The organism is Klenkia terrae, assembly GCF_900491935.1.
GTDB lineage: Bacteria > Actinomycetota > Actinomycetes > Mycobacteriales > Geodermatophilaceae > Klenkia > Klenkia terrae.
Genome location: NZ_UEXK01000004.1, coordinates 3,004,512 through 3,018,615, shown reverse-complemented (window position 1 = coordinate 3,018,615; position 14,104 = coordinate 3,004,512). Strand labels below are relative to the sequence as shown.

The following is a 14,104-nucleotide window of genomic DNA, read 5'->3' as shown; positions in this document are numbered from 1 at the left end:
GGGTCATCGAAGCGGACCGGATAGCGTTGCAACGCGTACGGGCACAACATCATGGTGGTGACGGACGGCACATCGATGTCGGTATTTTGTTTCCAAGCAGAGGACGGCATACAAGTGCCTCTCTGGTCTCGTGGGCTCGGGGGTATGTATGAGAGACAGGGGGGGGTGGCGGGTGGCCGACGGACGGGCAGCGGCCCGCGTCAGAGCCCGGCGGGTGCGGGTTCGAGGGTGTCCCGGCGGGCGGCGCGGGTGGCCCGGTTCGCCCGGAGGCCGTCGACGGTGAAGATCGCCAGCGCGAGCCAGACGACCACGAACCCGGCCAGCCGGGCCGGCGGCATCGGCTCGCCGTTGACGAACACGCCGATGGCCAGCTGCATGAGCGGGGTCAGGTACTGCAGCAGCCCCACCGTGGACAGCGGGATGCGCCGGGTGGAGGCGGCGAACAGCAGCAGCGGGATGGCCGTGGCGATGCCCGAGGTCATCAGCAGCAGCACGTGCCCGGCGCCGGCCTCGCCCAGCGAGCTCGCCCCGCGGACCTGCAGCACCACCAGCACGACGAGTGCGGGGACCACGAGGATCAGGGTCTCCAGGAACAACCCGGGCGCCGCGTCGACCCGGACCAGCTTCTTGAGCAGGCCGTAGGTGGCGAAGGTGCCCGCCAGCAGGATGGCGATCCACGGCGGCCGCCCGTACTCCACGGTCAGGATCGCCACCGCCACGGCCGCGGTGCCCACGGCGATCCACTGCAGCCGGCGCAGCCGCTCCCCGAGGAAGCAGACGCCCAGCAGCACGCTGACCAACGGGTTGATGAAGTAGCCCAGCGAGGTCTCGACGACGTGGCCGGCGTTCACCGCGATCACGAAGGTGAGCCAGTTGCCGGTGATCAGCACCGCGGCCCCGGCCAGGATCAGCAGGGTGCGCCGGTCGGTGGCCGCGCGGCGCACCGCCGACCAGCCGCGCAGCACGGTGAGCAGCAGCGCCACGAACAGCAGCGACCACACGATGCGGTGGGCGACGATCTCGACCCCGCCGGCCGGCTCGAGCAGCGGGAAGTACAGCGGGAACAGCCCCCACAGCCCGTAGGCCGCCAGGCCCATCAGGACGCCGGTGCGCCGTTCGCTCATGACCCGAAGACTAGGTCGGGGGTCCGACAGTTCCCGGGCCGACCGTCCCGGGCATGGTGGGAGGGCAACCATCCCCGACGAGAGGACCGCACCGCGTGGACGTGGCCCCCCTGCTCGCACTGGCCGTCGGTGCCGTCGCGGTGACCGCCGTGGCCCGACGACTGGGCTGGCAGGCGCCGCTGCTGCTGGTGCTGGTCGGCTTCGCGGCCAGCTTCGTGCCCGGGGTGCCGGAGTTCAGCATCGACGGCGACCTGCTGCTGGCCGTCGTCCTGCCCCCGCTGCTGTACTCGGCCGCCCTGGAGGTCTCCTACGCCGACTTCCGCGCCCTGCTCCGCCCGATCGTGCAGCTGGGCGTCGGGCTCGTGGTCGTGACCTCGGTCGTGGTGGCCCTGGTGGCGCACGCCGTCGTCCCCGGGTTGAGCCTGCCGGCCGCCCTCGTGCTGGGTGCGGTCGTGGCGCCGCCGGACGCGGTCTCGGCCGCGGCCATCGGCCGGCAGCTGGGCCTGCCGCGGCCGGTGATGACCGTGCTGTCGGGCGAGAGCCTGATCAACGACGCCGCCTCGTTGACCTTCTACAAGGTGGCGCTGGCCGCGGTGTTCGGCGCCGGCGGTGTCCTCCTCGGGCTGGACGCCTCCGACGCCGCGGCCACCTTCGGCCTGGCCGTCGCGGTCGGCGTGGCCCTCGGGCTGGCCATCGGCGTGTTGGTGCACCTGGTCCGGGTCCGGCTCGACGACCCGGTGGTCACCTCGGTGCTCGGGGTCGTCGTCCCCTTCGCGGCGTACCTGGTCGCCGAGGAGCTGTCCGGGTCCGGGGTCCTGGCGGTGGTCGCGGCCGGGCTCTACCTGGGCCACCGGTCACCCGAGGCCGGCTACGCCAGCCGGCTGCAGGAGCGGCCGCTGTGGACCTCCCTGGACCTGCTGCTGCAGGCGCTCGTCTTCGCCCTCATCGGGCTGCAGCTGCGCGGCGTCGCGGAGTCCGCGGAGGCCTCGGCCCGGTCGAACTGGTCCCTGGCCGGCGCCGCGCTGGCCGTGCTCGCCACCGCGGTCGTCGTCCGGCCGCTGTTCGTCTACCTGGTCGAGGGGCTGCGCCGGGTGCCGCGCCCGTGGCGGCAGCGGCGGTCCCGCTCGCACCGGCCCACCTGGCGGCAGCAGGCGGTGATCTCCTGGACCGGGATGCGCGGGGTGGTGACCCTGGCGGCGGCCGCCGCGGTGCCCGAGGACTTCCCGGACCGCGAGGTGCTGCAGCTGCTGGCCTACGTGGTCACGATCGGCACCCTGCTGGTGCAGGGGCTCAGCCTGCCGTGGCTGATCCGGGTGCTCGGGGTGACCGACCCCGGGCAGGCCCGGCGGGACGCCGCCGCCGAGGTGCACCTGGCCGAGCGGGCGACCGCGGCGGCCCTCGAGCGGATCGCCGAGGTGGAGCAGGAGCTGGTCGAGAAGGTCGGGGTCGAGCGGGCGCACGCGGTCGCCGAGCGGATCCGGGGTCCCCTGCTGGCGCGGGCGCGCTCCATGTCGGCCTCGATGCGGGCCGAGCAGGGCGAGGACGGCGACCGGGACCGCCGGCGGGCACGCACCTTCCACCGGGTCCGGCAGGAGATCATCGAGGTGCAGCGCCGGGTGCTCATGGAGGAGCGCGACAAGGGCCACCTGGACGACGAGGTCATGCGGGCGGTGCTCCAGGAGCTGGACTACGAGGAGGCCGCGACCGCGAACTCCTGGGTCGGCCGGCTCTGACCCGGGCCGGCGACCCAGGCCGGCGACTCAGGCCAGCGCGAGGACGACGCCCGCCACGGTGCCCAGCAGCAGCAACCCGACCACCGCCAGGGCCCGCCCGGTCGCCCCGGCCTTGCCGCGGGCAGGGGCGTCGTCGCGCGTGGGCATGCCCCAGACCGCCGCGACGGTGCGGGGCAGCGCATAGCGACCCTGCGCGTGGCCGGCCCACACGGCGCGGCCGACCACGTCGAGCACCGCCGGACCGGCCTTGTGCAGGGTCTTGGTGTCGATGGTCAGCCGGGCCACGTCGTCGCGGAGCACGAGCTGGACCGCGCGGCCGGCGGCGGTCGCGGTCACCGAGGTGAGCCGGGTCAGCGCGATGCCCTGCCGGCCCAGCACCCCGGTGCCCTCGAGCACCCAGCCGTCGCTGCGCACGGAGTAGACCGTGCTCTGCAGGATCGCGGTCATGGCCAGCATCGCGATGATCGCCGGCAGGAACCACAGCAGGATCTGCAGCTTGTTGCCGCCGTAGAAGGCCACCTCGTAGCCGCCGAACGCCGACAGGCCGACCAGGGCGATGCCCAGGACCACCAGCGCACCGATCCGCACGCCGTCCGGGACCCGCTCCGGCGGTCCCAGCGGGGCGACCAGGCCGGGCGGCGGGCCGGACCACTGCTGCTGCGGCGGCGGCATGTGCGGCTGGGCCATCTGCGGCTGGGCCTGGAACTGGGGCTGGAACTGCTGCGGCTGGGGCTGGTACGGCTGCACCCGGGCATCGTGCCAGCCCGGACCGGCTCAGTCCTCGACGTCGGCGGTGAGCAGCTCCAGCACGTCGTCCACCGACGTCGCCGCCCGCAGCCGGGCGGCCCGCTCGGGGTCCACCAGCACGTCGGCGAGCGCGGCGAGCACCGGGAGGTGCCCCTCCCCCACGGCGGCGATGCCGATGACCACGTGCGCGGTGCCGTTGCCCCAGTCGACGCCCGCGGGGTACCGGACGACGGTCAACGCGTCGGCCAGCACGGCCTGCTTGCCGGAGTTGGTGCCGTGCGGGATGGCCACGCCCTCGCCCATGTAGGTCGAGACGGAGTCCTCGCGCTCCAGCATGCTGGCCACGTAGTCCGGGGTCACGGCACCGGCGGCGACCAGCAGCTCCCCCGCCTGCCGGACCGCCTCGGTGCGGTCGGCCGCCCGGCCGTCCAGCCGGATCCGGCTGGGGTCCAGCAGGGCGAGCAGCTCAGCCATCGATGGTGGTGCCGCCGTGGATGGCGGCCACGACGCCGTCGACCGCCGGGTCGCCGATGAACGCGCTGAACGCCACGACCGGGCGGTCCCCGGCGTGCGCGCGGGTGCGGTCGGCGAGCTTGGTGTGGGTGAGCACCAGGTCGGCGTCGGCCGGGATGGCGTCGATGGGGCTGTGCTCGATCGTGACGCCGTTGTCCTTGAGCCGCTTCTTCAGCTGGTTGGCCATCAGCACGCTGCTGCCCATCCCCGCGTCGCACGCGATGACGAGCTTGCGGACCTGGGAGCCTTCGATGCTCGGCATGGGGTGAGCTCCTGCGGGTGAGGGGACGACGGCGTCCAGCTTGTCACCCCGGCACCGGGGCCGGGGCCTCAGACCCGCTGCACCCGCGGGCCGGCGTCGGCGAGCTCGGCGGCGGTCCGCTCGTCGAGCCCGGGGTCGGGGATCAGGAGGTCCACCGCGTCGAGCTCGGCGAAGCGGGCGAAGTGGTCCCGGCCCACCTTGGTGTGGTCGGCCAGCAGCACGACCCGGCGGGCCGCGGCGACCATCGCGGTCTTCACCGCCGCCTCGGCCGGGTCGGGGGTGGTGAGCCCGCGCTCCACCGACACCCCGTTGGTGGCCAGCAGCGCGAGGTCGACGTAGATGCCGGCCAGCGCCGACATGGCCCACGGGTCGACCGAGGCCAGCGTGCGGCTGCGCACCCGCCCGCCCAGCAGCAGCACGGTGAGGTTGGGGAAGGCGGCCAGCCGGCCGGCCAGCGACAGCGCGTTGGTCACCACGGTGAGCTCGCGGTCGGTGGGCATCAGGTCACCCAGGCGGGCGGTGGTGGTGCCGGCGTCGATGAGCACCGCCCCCTCCTCCGGCAGCTCGGCGATGGCGGCCTTGGCGATCCGCTCCTTCTCCGCGGTCAGCACCACGTCGCGCGCGGCCACCGGCGGCTCGAACCCCAGCCGCTCGACCGGGATCGCCCCGCCGTGCACCCGCCGCAGGACGCCGACCCGCTCCAGCGCGGTGAGGTCCTTGCGGATGGTCTCGGGGGCGACGTCGAGCTCGACGGCCAGCTCGCCCACGTCCACCCGGCCCATGGACCGGGCGGCCCGCAGGATGTGCTCCTGGCGTTCCTCTGCGTACACGTGCACCCCTCGTCGGCCGACTCCACGCCGTGCATACGGGCCCGAACGGGCGTCGTCAAGCTGCAACGGCGGTCGGCCGGACAGCGGGCACACAGCCGCCTATCGTCGGACGGCGTGGCCCGTCGCCGTCCGAACCCGGTGCAGTGGACCTGGTACGCCCTCGGCGGGGGCCTGCCCCGCGAGCTCGCCGACTGGGTGCTCGCCGACGTGACCGGCCGCGGCTGGGCGTGGCGGCACCTGCTGCGCGCCCTGGTCCAGCTGGCGCCGGTGCTGGTGCTCTGCCTGGTCGCCGTCCCGGTGCCGCTGGAGTACCGGCTGGCCGCGGGCGGCGGCGGCGTCCTGCTCGGGCTGCTGTTCTCGGCGGCCTACATGACCGAGACCAGCGAGCACCGGGCGGTCAAGGCCGGGGGGCCGCCGGGGACCACCCGCCGGGTCCGCGAGGCCGACGCCGAGCGCCGCGCGGTGGAGCGGGGAGCCCGCTACCGCCGCGACGGCGCCGGTTCCTACGACTGAGAAGGACCTCGTCCTCCCCCACGACGCGCTCCGCACGCCGCGGGGCCCTAGGACGACGCCGGACGAGCAGAGAACCTCATTCCACGCGGAACCCGAGCTTCACGGTGACCTGGAAGTACTCGACCTGGCCGTCGGTGACGTGCCCGCGGATCTCCTGGGTCTGGAACCACTCGATGTTGCGCACGGTCTCCGCGGCCTTGGCCACCGCCGCGCGGACGGCGTCGTCGACGCTGGTGGTGCTGCTGCCGACGACCTCGGTCAGCCGGTACACGTGGTCGCTCACGGGGTCCTCCTCGTCCGGACCCGGGACGACCCCGGGACACCGGTGCGACCCTCACACGCCGGGAGCCGATCCGCCCGACGACGGCGGTGCGGGTCAGGAGAGCCCCGTGTCCGGATTGAACGGACGACCTTCCGCTTACAAGGCGGGTGCTCTACCACTGAGCTAACGGGGCGAGTGCCCCGAGCACGTTACCCGGAGCCGTGCAGGAACTCGGCCGGGTTCCGGCTGACCGGGCTGTCGTCGGCCAGCCACCGGGCGAAGCCCGCCGGGTCCCGGCGCTCGAGCTCGTCGAGGGTGTCCTGCCGCCGGGTGGCCACGGCGTCGCGGGTGGCCGGGGCCAGCGGACCGAGCAGCGCCGAGGAGGTGCGCAGCCACTCCCGGCCCAGCAGGTCCGTCGACAGCTCGGACACCGGCGGGAGCACCGGGGCCTCCACGGACCGCCACCGGTGCCAGGTGCTCACCGCGAGCACCCCCAGGCCCACGCCCCCGATGACGGCCAGCCCGAACGACACCACGACCAGCCCGGCGACCGCCGTGGCCGCGACGACGGCCAGCACGGCCAGCGCGACCACCGAGAGCACGGCGGCATGGCGGCGAGGGGCTGGCACGGGGAACCCCTTCGGCGCTGGTGCGGATCGGCAGCGGGGGTTCGCACCGGGCGGGCGGTCCGGATGTGCCGCCCGCCCCGCGGTGTCCAGACACCTCACAGGCCACGTGCAGTCCAGACCTATCCGGGGCGCCGATCGTGGTCCCTGCGAGCGGAGAAGCCCTCGCGTCGTGGGGAGGAACCACAGTGACCGAGCAGCACCGTCCGGGCGACGAGAACGGACAGCACCTGAACCGGTACCCGGGCCAGCAGCCGTTCCCGGCGATGGGCCCGCAGCAGCCGGCGACCCCCCAGCAGGTCCCCCCGCACCAGGTCCCGCCGCACCAGGGCTGGACCGGTCAGCAGCCGGTGTTCGGCGTCCCGGCCGGTGCCCCGTCCGGGGCCACCTACGGGGCCACGCAGCACGGCGGCGGCCTGCCCCCGGTCTTCACCCCCGCCGGCCCCCCGCCCGGGACCGCGCCGCGGCGGACCGGTCGCTGGCGGATCGCGGTGGCCGGCCTGGCCGCCGGCGCGCTCATCGGCGGCGGTGCCGGTGCGGGCGTGGTGGCCCTGGTCGACGGCTCGTCTGGCTCCTCCACCTCGACCGCGGCGGCCCAGAACGTGGTGATCACCGACCCGCAGACCGCCACCTCGGCCACGGCCGCGGCGGCCAAGGCCGAGCCCAGCGTGGTCACCGTCTACGTGACCGACGGCTCGGGGTCCGGGTCCGGCTCGGGGGTGGTGATGACCGACGACGGCTACGTCGTGACCAACAACCACGTCGTCACCCTCGACAGCAGCACCACCTCGGCCACCGTGCAGGTCACCACCTCCGACGGGACGCTCTACGACGCGACCGTCGTGGGCACCGACCCGACCTCCGACCTCGCCGTGATCAAGCTGAAGGACGCGTCCGGGCTCACCCCGGCCACCTTCGCCGACTCCGGCAAGGTGCAGGTCGGTGACCAGGCCGTGGCCATCGGGGCGCCCCTGGGCCTGTCCAACACGGTGACCACCGGCATCGTCAGCGCACTGGACCGCGCCGTCGCCACCGGCTCGGACACCGACACCACCGTCATCGACGCCATCCAGACCGACGCCGCGATCAACCCGGGCAACTCCGGCGGCGCACTGGTGAACTCGGCCGGCGAGGTCATCGGGATCAACTCGGCCATCGCCACGGTCGCCGGCTCGTCGGGCTCCCAGGAGTCGCAGAGCGGCAACATCGGCGTCGGCTTCGCGATCCCGTCGGACACCGCCCAGCGGGTCGCGAGCGAGATCATCTCCTCCGGCAGCGCCACCCACGCCCTGCTGGGCGTGAGCGCGCAGACCGCCTCGGCCAGCGGCTCCGAGGTGGGCCAGGGCGCCGAGGTCGCGCAGGTGGCCTCCGGCGGGCCGGCCGCCGAGGCCGGGCTGCAGGTGGGCGATGTGATCACCGCGGTCGGCGACCGCGAGATCACCACCTCCACCGAGCTGACCGCCGCGGTCCGCAGCGCCTCCCCGGGCGAGAAGGTGTCGCTCACCGTCCGGCGCGGGAGCAGCACCGACACCGTCGACGTCACGCTGGGCACCGCCTCCAGCTAGGCGAGGGACTGGAACGGCCCGGCTGCAGGGACCCGCGGCGCGCGCAGCGTGGCGTGGGGGGCAGCCGGGTCCTTCACCAGGGCCCGGGACCGCGACGCGGCGCCCGGGCCCTGGTGGTTGGCTGGGCCGGTGGCCGCACCCCTCCCGCTGACCGGCGCCCTGGACGACCCGGCCCGGGCGCGCGACCTGGCCAAGATGAAGCGCCTGGCCACCGGGCTGTTCGTGGTGGCGGCCGTGGTCTTCCTGGCCTGCGTGCTGCTGGGCGGCGACCGGACCTGGGTCGGCTACGTGCGCGCCACGGCCGAGGCGTCCATGGTCGGCGCGCTGGCCGACTGGTTCGCCGTCACCGCGCTCTTCCGGCACCCGCTGCGGCTGCCCATCCCGCACACCGCGATCATCCCGCGCAAGAAGGACCAGATCGGCGAGAGCCTGGGCGCCTTCGTGCAGGAGAACTTCCTGACCCCGGCCGTGGTGGACGAGCGGCTGGCCGCCTACGACGTGCCGGGCCGGGTCGGGGAGTTCCTCGGCTCCCCGGGCCGGGCCGAGCGGCTGGCCGGGGACGCCGGCACCGCCGTCCGGGCGCTGTTCGACCTGCTCGACGACGACGTGGTGACCGACGCCGTGGGGTCGCTGGTGGACCGCAAGGCGCGGGAGACCCCGGCCGCCCCGGTGCTGGCCCGGGTCATCGAGGCCGTCGTGGACGGCGACAAGCACCAGGACGTGCTGTCGGCCGGGCTGACCGGCCTGGCCGCCTTCCTCCGCGACAACCGGACGATGTTCCGCGCCCAGCTGTCCGACGCCTCCCCGGTGTGGGTGCCCGACTGGCTCGACGACCGGGTCTTCGTGCGGGCCTTCGACGGCGTGCAGCGGTTCCTCGCCGAGGTGGGCGCCGACCCGCAGCACGAGCTGCGCCGCTCCTACGACGCCCGGCTGCGGGCCTACGTCCACGCGCTGCGCACCGACCCGCAGACCGCGGCCCGGGTCGAGGAGTTCAAGGCCGACCTGCTGGACCACCCCGCCGTCCGCACCTGGTCGGCCGGCCTGTGGGGCAACGCCAAGACCGCGCTGCTCACCGCCGCCGACGACCCCGAATCGGTGCTGCGCGCCCGGGTGGCCGACGTGGTCCGCCGGGCCGGGCGGCTGCTGCGCGAGGACGAGACGGTGCGGGCCAAGGTGCAGGAGCAGACCCGGCGGGCCGCGCGGTGGGCCGTGCAGCGGTTCAGCGGGGACGCCGCCGAGCTGGTCAGCACCACGGTGGCCCGCTGGGACACCGAGGAGACCAGCCGGCGCATCGAGCTGCAGGTCGGCCGCGACCTGCAGTGGATCCGGGTCAACGGCACCGTGGTCGGCGGCTTGGCCGGCCTGGTGATCTACACCGTGGCCCAGCTCCTCGGCTGACGCTCAGCCGAGGCTGAACCCCGACCACTCGAAGCCGGGCGACACCACGCAGCTGACCAGGACCTCCCCGGCCACCGGTGCGGCCCGCTGCCGCACCCCGGCCGGCACCAGCGCCTGCGGGTGCTCCGGGCCCAGGACGACGACGTCGGGGCCCACCTGCAGCTCCAGCTCCCCCGGCCCGTGCCACAGCCACAGCTCGTCGGCGTCCACGGTGTGCCAGGCCGAGGACTCCCCCGCGGCCAGCAGGAAGAGGATCGCCGTCGCCTGCGGGCGACCGCCGTCCCCGGCCGGCCCGGTCCAGGTCCGGCGGAACCAGCCGCCCTCGGGGTGGGCGGCCAGGTCCAGCCGGACCGCCCGTGAGGGCCGCGGCATCAGCGGCGGCGGGCCGAGGCTGCTGCGTAGAGGGCGATCGACGCCGCGACGCTGACGTTGAGCGACTCGGTGTCCTTGGTCATCGGGATGCGCAGGACGACGTCGCAGCGCTCCCGGACCAACCGGGACAGCCCGGTGCCCTCGTTGCCCACGACCAGCGCCAGCGGGTCGGCGAACCCGGTGAACTCGTGCAGGTCCATGTCGGCCTCGTCCCCGGCCAGGCCCACGGTCGTCAGGCCCTGGTCCTGGTAGGAGGCGAGCGCGCGGGCCAGGTTGACCGCCCGGGCCACCCGGACGCGGGCCGCGGCACCGGCGGAGGTGCGCCAGGCCGAGGCGGTCATGCCGACCGCCCGCCGCTGCGGGACGACGACGCCGTGCGCGTCGAAGGCCGCCGCCGACCGGACGACGGCGCCCAGGTTGCGCGGGTCGGTGATGCCGTCCAGGGCGACCACCAGGGGTGCCCGGTTGGCGTTGCGGGCGATGTCGAGCAGGTCGTCGGGGTGCGCGTAGTCGTAGGGCGGCACCATGAGGCCGATGCCCTGGTGCAGGGCGCCGTCGCTCATCCGGTCGAACTCCGCGCGGCCGACCTCCAGCAGCGGCAGCCCGCGGTCGCCGGCCAACTGCACGGACTCCGCGATCCGCTCGTCGGTGCCGCCGCGGCTGGTGTCGCCGGTGACCACGTAGAGGGCGGTCGCCGGGATCCGGGCGCGCAGCGCCTCGACCACCGGGTTGCGGCCCAGCAGCAGCTCGGGCTGCTCCTCGTTCCGCTTGGTCACCCGGGCGCGGTTGTCCCGGCGGGCGGCGGCCTGCTTGGCCGCCTTGTACGCCGGGTGGTACGGCCGGTCCTCGGCCTTGGGGGTGGCCCCCCGACCGGCCGGGGACCGGCGGTTCTTTCCCCCCGTCCCGCCGGTCGCCGTCTTCTTCCCTGCGCCGGCCGAACGGCCGCGTCGCTGGCTGTTGCCCGCCATCAGCGGGTCACCTCTTCCTGTGGTTCATCGTGCTGCTGCCGTCCGGCTCACCGGGAGAGCTCCCAGCGCGGGCCGGACGGGGTGTCCTCGACGACGACGCCGAGGGTGGTCAACTGGTCGCGGATGGCGTCGGCCGCCGCGTAGTCCTTGCGGGCCCGGGCCGCCGCACGCTGGTCGAGGGCCAGCCGGACGAGGCCGTCGGTCACCTCGGTCAGCCGGTCGTCGGCGCCGCCGTCGGCCCAGTGCGGGTCCAGCGGGTCCAGCCCGAGGACTCCCAGCATCGCCCGCACGGCGCCCAGCGCGGCCGCGACGGCGGTGTCGTCGCCGTCGGCCAGCGCGGTGTTGCCGGCCCGGGCGTGCTCGTGGGCGACCGCGATCGCCGCCGGGGTGGCCAGGTCGTCGTCCAGCGCGTCGACGAAGGCCGTCGGCAGGGTGCCGGACGGGACGTCGCCGACCCGCTCCACCGCCCGGCGGACGAAGGACTCCAGCCGGCGGTAGGCCTGCCCGGCCTCGACCAGGGCGGCGTCGGTGAACTCGATGGTCGACCGGTAGTGCGGGGTGACCAGGTAGTAGCGCAGCTCGACCGGCCGTACCCGGGTGACGACCTCGTCGACCAGGGCGGTGTTGCCCATCGACTTGCTCATCTTCTCCCCGCCCAGGGTGACCCAGCCGTTGTGCAGCCAGTACCGGGTGAACGGGTCCCCGGCCGCGCGGGACTGCGCCTGCTCGTTCTCGTGGTGCGGGAAGCGCAGGTCCAGCCCTCCCCCGTGCAGGTCGAACTCCTCGCCGAGGTACTTGTGCGCCATCGCCGAGCACTCCAGGTGCCAGCCCGGCCGACCGCGGCCCCACGGGGTGTCCCACGAGGCGGTGGCCGGGTCGGTCGGCTTGTGCGCCTTCCACAGGGCGAAGTCGCGGGGGTCGCGCTTGAGGTCGTCGGTGTCGCTGTCGGCCGCCGGCTGCAGGTCCTCGACCTTCTGCCCGGTGAGCTCGCCGTAGGCCGGCCAGGACCGGACGTCGAAGTACACGTCGCCGCCGGCGGCGTAGGCGTGCCCGCGCTCGACCAGCCGCTCGATCATCGCGACCATCTCGGGCACGTGGCCGGTGGCCCGCGGCTCGTATGTCGGCGGCAGGGTGCCCAGCACCTCGTAGGCCCGGGTGCAGGCCAGCTCGTTGCGGTAGGCCCAGTCCCACCACTCGACGCCGTGCGCCGCGGCCTTGGCCAGGATCTTGTCGTCGATGTCGGTGACGTTGCGGACGAAGGTGACCTCGAGCCCGGCGTGGGTCAGCCAGCGGCGGAGGACGTCGAAGGCCAGCGCGGCCCGGACGTGCCCGATGTGCGGCGGACCCTGGACGGTCAGGCCGCAGACGTACATGGAGACCCGACCGGCCCGCAGGGGCGTGAAGTCGCGCACGGCGTGCGCGGCCGTGTCGTACAGGCGGAGGCTCACTGCGGGGAGTCTACGGAGGTCCCGGGGCTGCTCCGGACCACGAGCGCGGTGGCGATCGCCGCCCGGCCCTCCCCGCGCCCGGTGAGCCCGAGCCCGTCGGTGGTGGTCGCGGTCAGCCCGACCGGGGCGCCCAGCGCCGCCGACAGCACCTGCTCGGCCTCGGCCCGCCGCGGACCGACCTTGGGGGTGTTGCCGACCAGCTGCACGGTGGCGTTGCCGACCACCCAGCCCGCGGCCGCCAGCGTCTCGCGCACGTGCACCAGGACGTCGGCCCCGCGGGCGCCGGCCCAGCGCGGGTCGTCGGTGCCCAGCAGACCGCCGATGTCGCCCAGCCCGGCCGCCGACAGGACGGCGTCGGTGAGCGCGTGGGCGACCACGTCGCCGTCGGAGTGCCCGGCGCAGCCGTCGACGCCGGGCCACTCCAGCCCGGCCAGCCAGCAGGTGCGGCCGGCCTCGACCGGGTGGACGTCGGTGCCGGTGCCCACGCGGGGGATGTTCACGCCTGCACCGCCGGTCGGACGACGCGCTGCAGGTCGTGCGGCACGGTGATCTTCGCGGCCAGCTCGTCGCCGGCCACGGTGTGCACCGGCACGCCTGCGGCCCGGACCACCGACGCGTCGTCGGTGAATCCCGGTCCCCCGTCGGTCACCCGGGCGTAGGCGGCCAGCAGCGTGCCGCGGTCGAAGCCCTGCGGGGTCTGCACCCGGCGCAGCGCGGCGCGGGCGACCTCCCCGGTGACCTGCCCGTCGTCGTCGACCACGACCGTGGTGTCGACGACCGGCAGCACCGGGACCACGGCGCGGGCGCCGCCGGCCAGGGCGGCGAGCACCCGGTGGACGACGGCGGGCGGGGTGAACGGGCGGGCGGCGTCGTGCACCAGCACCGGCCCGTCGCCGTCCGCGCACTGCGCCAGGGCGTTGCGGACCGAGGCGGTCCGGGTGTCCCCGCCGACCACCAGCGTCACCCCGGCCGGGAGCAGCGCGGCGAACTCCTCGCGGTGCTCCCGCGGCACGGCGACGACCACGTCGTCGACCCCGGCGGCGAGGAGGCCCTCGACGGCGTGGGTGACCATCGGTCGCCCGTCGACCTCGACGAGGGCCTTGGGCACCGGGCGCCCGGCGCGGACCGCGCCCAGACGCACTCCGCTCCCGGCCGCGACGACGATGGCCGTCGCGGGTCCGGGAGCGGGGTGGTGGTGCGGGGGGTTCGTGCTCAGCTGGCGAGCACCTCGTCGAGCAGGATCTCGGCCTTGTCCTCGTTGGTGCCCTCGGCGAGCGCGAGCTCGCTGACCAGGATCTGGCGGGCCTTGGAGAGCATCCGCTTCTCCCCGGCCGACAGGCCGCGGTCCTTGTCGCGACGCCACAGGTCGCGGACGACCTCGGCGACCTTGTTCACGTCACCGGAGGCCAGCTTCTCGAGGTTGGCCTTGTAGCGCCGCGACCAGTTGGTCGGCTCCTCGGTGTGCGGGGCACGCAGCACCTCGAAGACCTTGTCCAGGCCTTCCTGGCCCACGACGTCCCGGACACCGACGATCTCGGCGTTGTCTGCTGGTACTCGTACGGTCAGGTCGCCCTGGGCGACCTTGAGCACGAGGTAGGCCTTCTCGACTCCCTTCACGGTGCGCTGCTCGATCGCCTCGATGAGCGCAGCGCCGTGGTGCGGGTAGACGACGGTCTCGCCGACAGTGAAGCCCATGTGTGTGTGACCCCTTTCGCTGTCGACCAGAATACCACGGGACGGGTT

At 74.7% G+C, this 14,104-nt stretch carries 17 protein-coding genes and 1 tRNA gene; 4 read left to right on the top strand and 14 right to left on the bottom strand.

Annotation, left to right across the window (positions count from 1 at the left end; translation table 11 throughout):
* Window positions 1-200 precede the first annotated feature (200 nt).
* Window positions 201-1,124: an EamA family transporter RarD gene (gene rarD / locus LFA75_RS15200; RefSeq protein ID WP_225234457.1), complete on the bottom strand. Its 924-nt coding sequence runs from the start codon at window positions 1,122-1,124 to the stop codon at window positions 201-203.
* A 95-nt stretch (window positions 1,125-1,219) separates the two neighbouring features.
* Here rarD and LFA75_RS15195 point away from each other — a divergent pair, with 95 nt between their 5' ends.
* Window positions 1,220-2,857, top strand: coding sequence for a Na+/H+ antiporter (locus tag LFA75_RS15195; protein ID WP_225234456.1), 1,638 nt, complete (start codon window positions 1,220-1,222; stop codon window positions 2,855-2,857).
* A 27-nt stretch (window positions 2,858-2,884) separates the two neighbouring features.
* Here LFA75_RS15195 and LFA75_RS15190 read toward each other — a convergent pair whose 3' ends face one another.
* The 4 genes from LFA75_RS15190 to LFA75_RS15175 all read right to left on the bottom strand — a co-directional run bounded on the left by LFA75_RS15190 (window position 2,885) and on the right by LFA75_RS15175 (window position 5,209).
* Window positions 2,885-3,604 carry a hypothetical protein gene (locus tag LFA75_RS15190; protein ID WP_225234455.1) on the bottom strand — a complete coding sequence of 240 codons (720 nt, stop codon included), beginning with the start codon at window positions 3,602-3,604 and terminating at the stop codon, window positions 2,885-2,887.
* A 27-nt stretch (window positions 3,605-3,631) separates the two neighbouring features.
* Window positions 3,632-4,078 carry a PTS sugar transporter subunit IIA gene (locus LFA75_RS15185; RefSeq protein ID WP_225234454.1) on the bottom strand — a complete coding sequence of 149 codons (447 nt, stop codon included), beginning with the start codon at window positions 4,076-4,078 and terminating at the stop codon, window positions 3,632-3,634.
* On the bottom strand, window positions 4,071-4,379 hold the full coding sequence (locus LFA75_RS15180; protein ID WP_225234453.1) for a hypothetical protein: 309 nt from the start codon (window positions 4,377-4,379) through the stop codon (window positions 4,071-4,073). The genes LFA75_RS15185 and LFA75_RS15180 overlap by 8 nt, the downstream gene beginning before the upstream one ends.
* Window positions 4,380-4,447: 68 nt before the next feature.
* A complete protein-coding gene (locus LFA75_RS15175) occupies window positions 4,448-5,209 on the bottom strand; it encodes a DeoR/GlpR family DNA-binding transcription regulator (protein WP_225234452.1) in 762 nt (253 codons plus the stop codon).
* Window positions 5,210-5,323: 114 nt separating this feature from the next.
* On the opposite strand from LFA75_RS15175, the gene LFA75_RS15170 reads away from it, so the two are divergent.
* Window positions 5,324-5,722 carry a DUF5313 family protein gene (locus tag LFA75_RS15170; protein WP_225234451.1) on the top strand — a complete coding sequence of 133 codons (399 nt, stop codon included), beginning with the start codon at window positions 5,324-5,326 and terminating at the stop codon, window positions 5,720-5,722.
* Between the two features lie 76 nt (window positions 5,723-5,798).
* Here LFA75_RS15170 and LFA75_RS15165 read toward each other — a convergent pair whose 3' ends face one another.
* The 3 genes from LFA75_RS15165 to LFA75_RS15155 form a co-directional block, all read right to left on the bottom strand.
* Entirely contained in the window at window positions 5,799-6,005 is a 207-nt protein-coding gene (locus LFA75_RS15165; RefSeq protein ID WP_225234450.1) for a dodecin, read from the bottom strand.
* A 100-nt stretch (window positions 6,006-6,105) separates the two neighbouring features.
* Window positions 6,106-6,177: transfer RNA gene (locus tag LFA75_RS15160), tRNA-Thr, on the bottom strand.
* 16 nt (window positions 6,178-6,193) lie between these two features.
* Window positions 6,194-6,613, bottom strand: a complete 420-nt coding sequence (locus LFA75_RS15155) for a hypothetical protein (RefSeq protein ID WP_225234449.1) — start codon at window positions 6,611-6,613, stop codon at window positions 6,194-6,196.
* A gap of 185 nt (window positions 6,614-6,798) precedes the next feature.
* Here LFA75_RS15155 and LFA75_RS15150 point away from each other — a divergent pair, with 185 nt between their 5' ends.
* Together LFA75_RS15150 and LFA75_RS15145 are read left to right on the top strand one after the other, a co-directional pair.
* Window positions 6,799-8,175, top strand: coding sequence for a trypsin-like peptidase domain-containing protein (locus LFA75_RS15150; RefSeq protein ID WP_225234448.1), 1,377 nt, complete (start codon window positions 6,799-6,801; stop codon window positions 8,173-8,175).
* 129 nt (window positions 8,176-8,304) lie between these two features.
* Window positions 8,305-9,573, top strand: a complete 1,269-nt coding sequence (locus tag LFA75_RS15145) for a DUF445 domain-containing protein (RefSeq protein WP_225234447.1) — start codon at window positions 8,305-8,307, stop codon at window positions 9,571-9,573.
* Window positions 9,574-9,576: 3 nt separating this feature from the next.
* On the opposite strand, the gene LFA75_RS15140 is transcribed toward LFA75_RS15145, so the two are convergent.
* Genes LFA75_RS15140 through LFA75_RS15115 form a run of 6 tightly spaced genes read right to left on the bottom strand, consistent with a single transcriptional unit; the run spans window position 9,577 to window position 14,056 of the window.
* Window positions 9,577-9,945 (bottom strand): cupin domain-containing protein, encoded by a 369-nt coding sequence (locus LFA75_RS15140; protein WP_225234446.1) that lies wholly within the window; start codon window positions 9,943-9,945, stop codon window positions 9,577-9,579.
* A complete protein-coding gene (gene rlmB / locus LFA75_RS15135; protein WP_225234445.1) occupies window positions 9,945-10,913 on the bottom strand; it encodes a 23S rRNA (guanosine(2251)-2'-O)-methyltransferase RlmB in 969 nt (322 codons plus the stop codon). Before rlmB ends, LFA75_RS15140 begins: the two co-directional genes overlap by 1 nt.
* Window positions 10,914-10,960: 47 nt before the next feature.
* Window positions 10,961-12,361, bottom strand: a complete 1,401-nt coding sequence (gene cysS / locus LFA75_RS15130; protein WP_225234444.1) for a cysteine--tRNA ligase — start codon at window positions 12,359-12,361, stop codon at window positions 10,961-10,963.
* Complete coding sequence (gene ispF, locus LFA75_RS15125; RefSeq protein ID WP_225234443.1) at window positions 12,358-12,861, bottom strand: 2-C-methyl-D-erythritol 2,4-cyclodiphosphate synthase; 504 nt, start codon at window positions 12,859-12,861, stop codon at window positions 12,358-12,360. The genes cysS and ispF overlap by 4 nt, the downstream gene beginning before the upstream one ends.
* Window positions 12,858-13,526, bottom strand: a complete 669-nt coding sequence (gene ispD / locus LFA75_RS15120) for a 2-C-methyl-D-erythritol 4-phosphate cytidylyltransferase (RefSeq protein ID WP_225236070.1) — start codon at window positions 13,524-13,526, stop codon at window positions 12,858-12,860. The genes ispF and ispD overlap by 4 nt, the downstream gene beginning before the upstream one ends.
* Window positions 13,527-13,573: 47 nt before the next feature.
* On the bottom strand, window positions 13,574-14,056 hold the full coding sequence (locus tag LFA75_RS15115; RefSeq protein ID WP_029337651.1) for a CarD family transcriptional regulator: 483 nt from the start codon (window positions 14,054-14,056) through the stop codon (window positions 13,574-13,576).
* Window positions 14,057-14,104 lie beyond the last annotated feature (48 nt).

Coding starts and splice junctions, on each gene's coding strand:
- LFA75_RS15185 (WP_225234454.1), bottom strand. CDS start 4,078: ATGGCTGAGCTGCTCGCCCTGCTGGACCCCAGCCGGATCCGGCTGGAC.
- rlmB (WP_225234445.1), bottom strand. CDS start 10,913: ATGGCGGGCAACAGCCAGCGACGCGGCCGTTCGGCCGGCGCAGGGAAG.
- LFA75_RS15140 (WP_225234446.1), bottom strand. CDS start 9,945: ATGCCGCGGCCCTCACGGGCGGTCCGGCTGGACCTGGCCGCCCACCCC.
- rarD (WP_225234457.1), bottom strand. CDS start 1,124: ATGAGCGAACGGCGCACCGGCGTCCTGATGGGCCTGGCGGCCTACGGG.
- LFA75_RS15115 (WP_029337651.1), bottom strand. CDS start 14,056: ATGGGCTTCACTGTCGGCGAGACCGTCGTCTACCCGCACCACGGCGCT.
- LFA75_RS15180 (WP_225234453.1), bottom strand. CDS start 4,379: ATGCCGAGCATCGAAGGCTCCCAGGTCCGCAAGCTCGTCATCGCGTGC.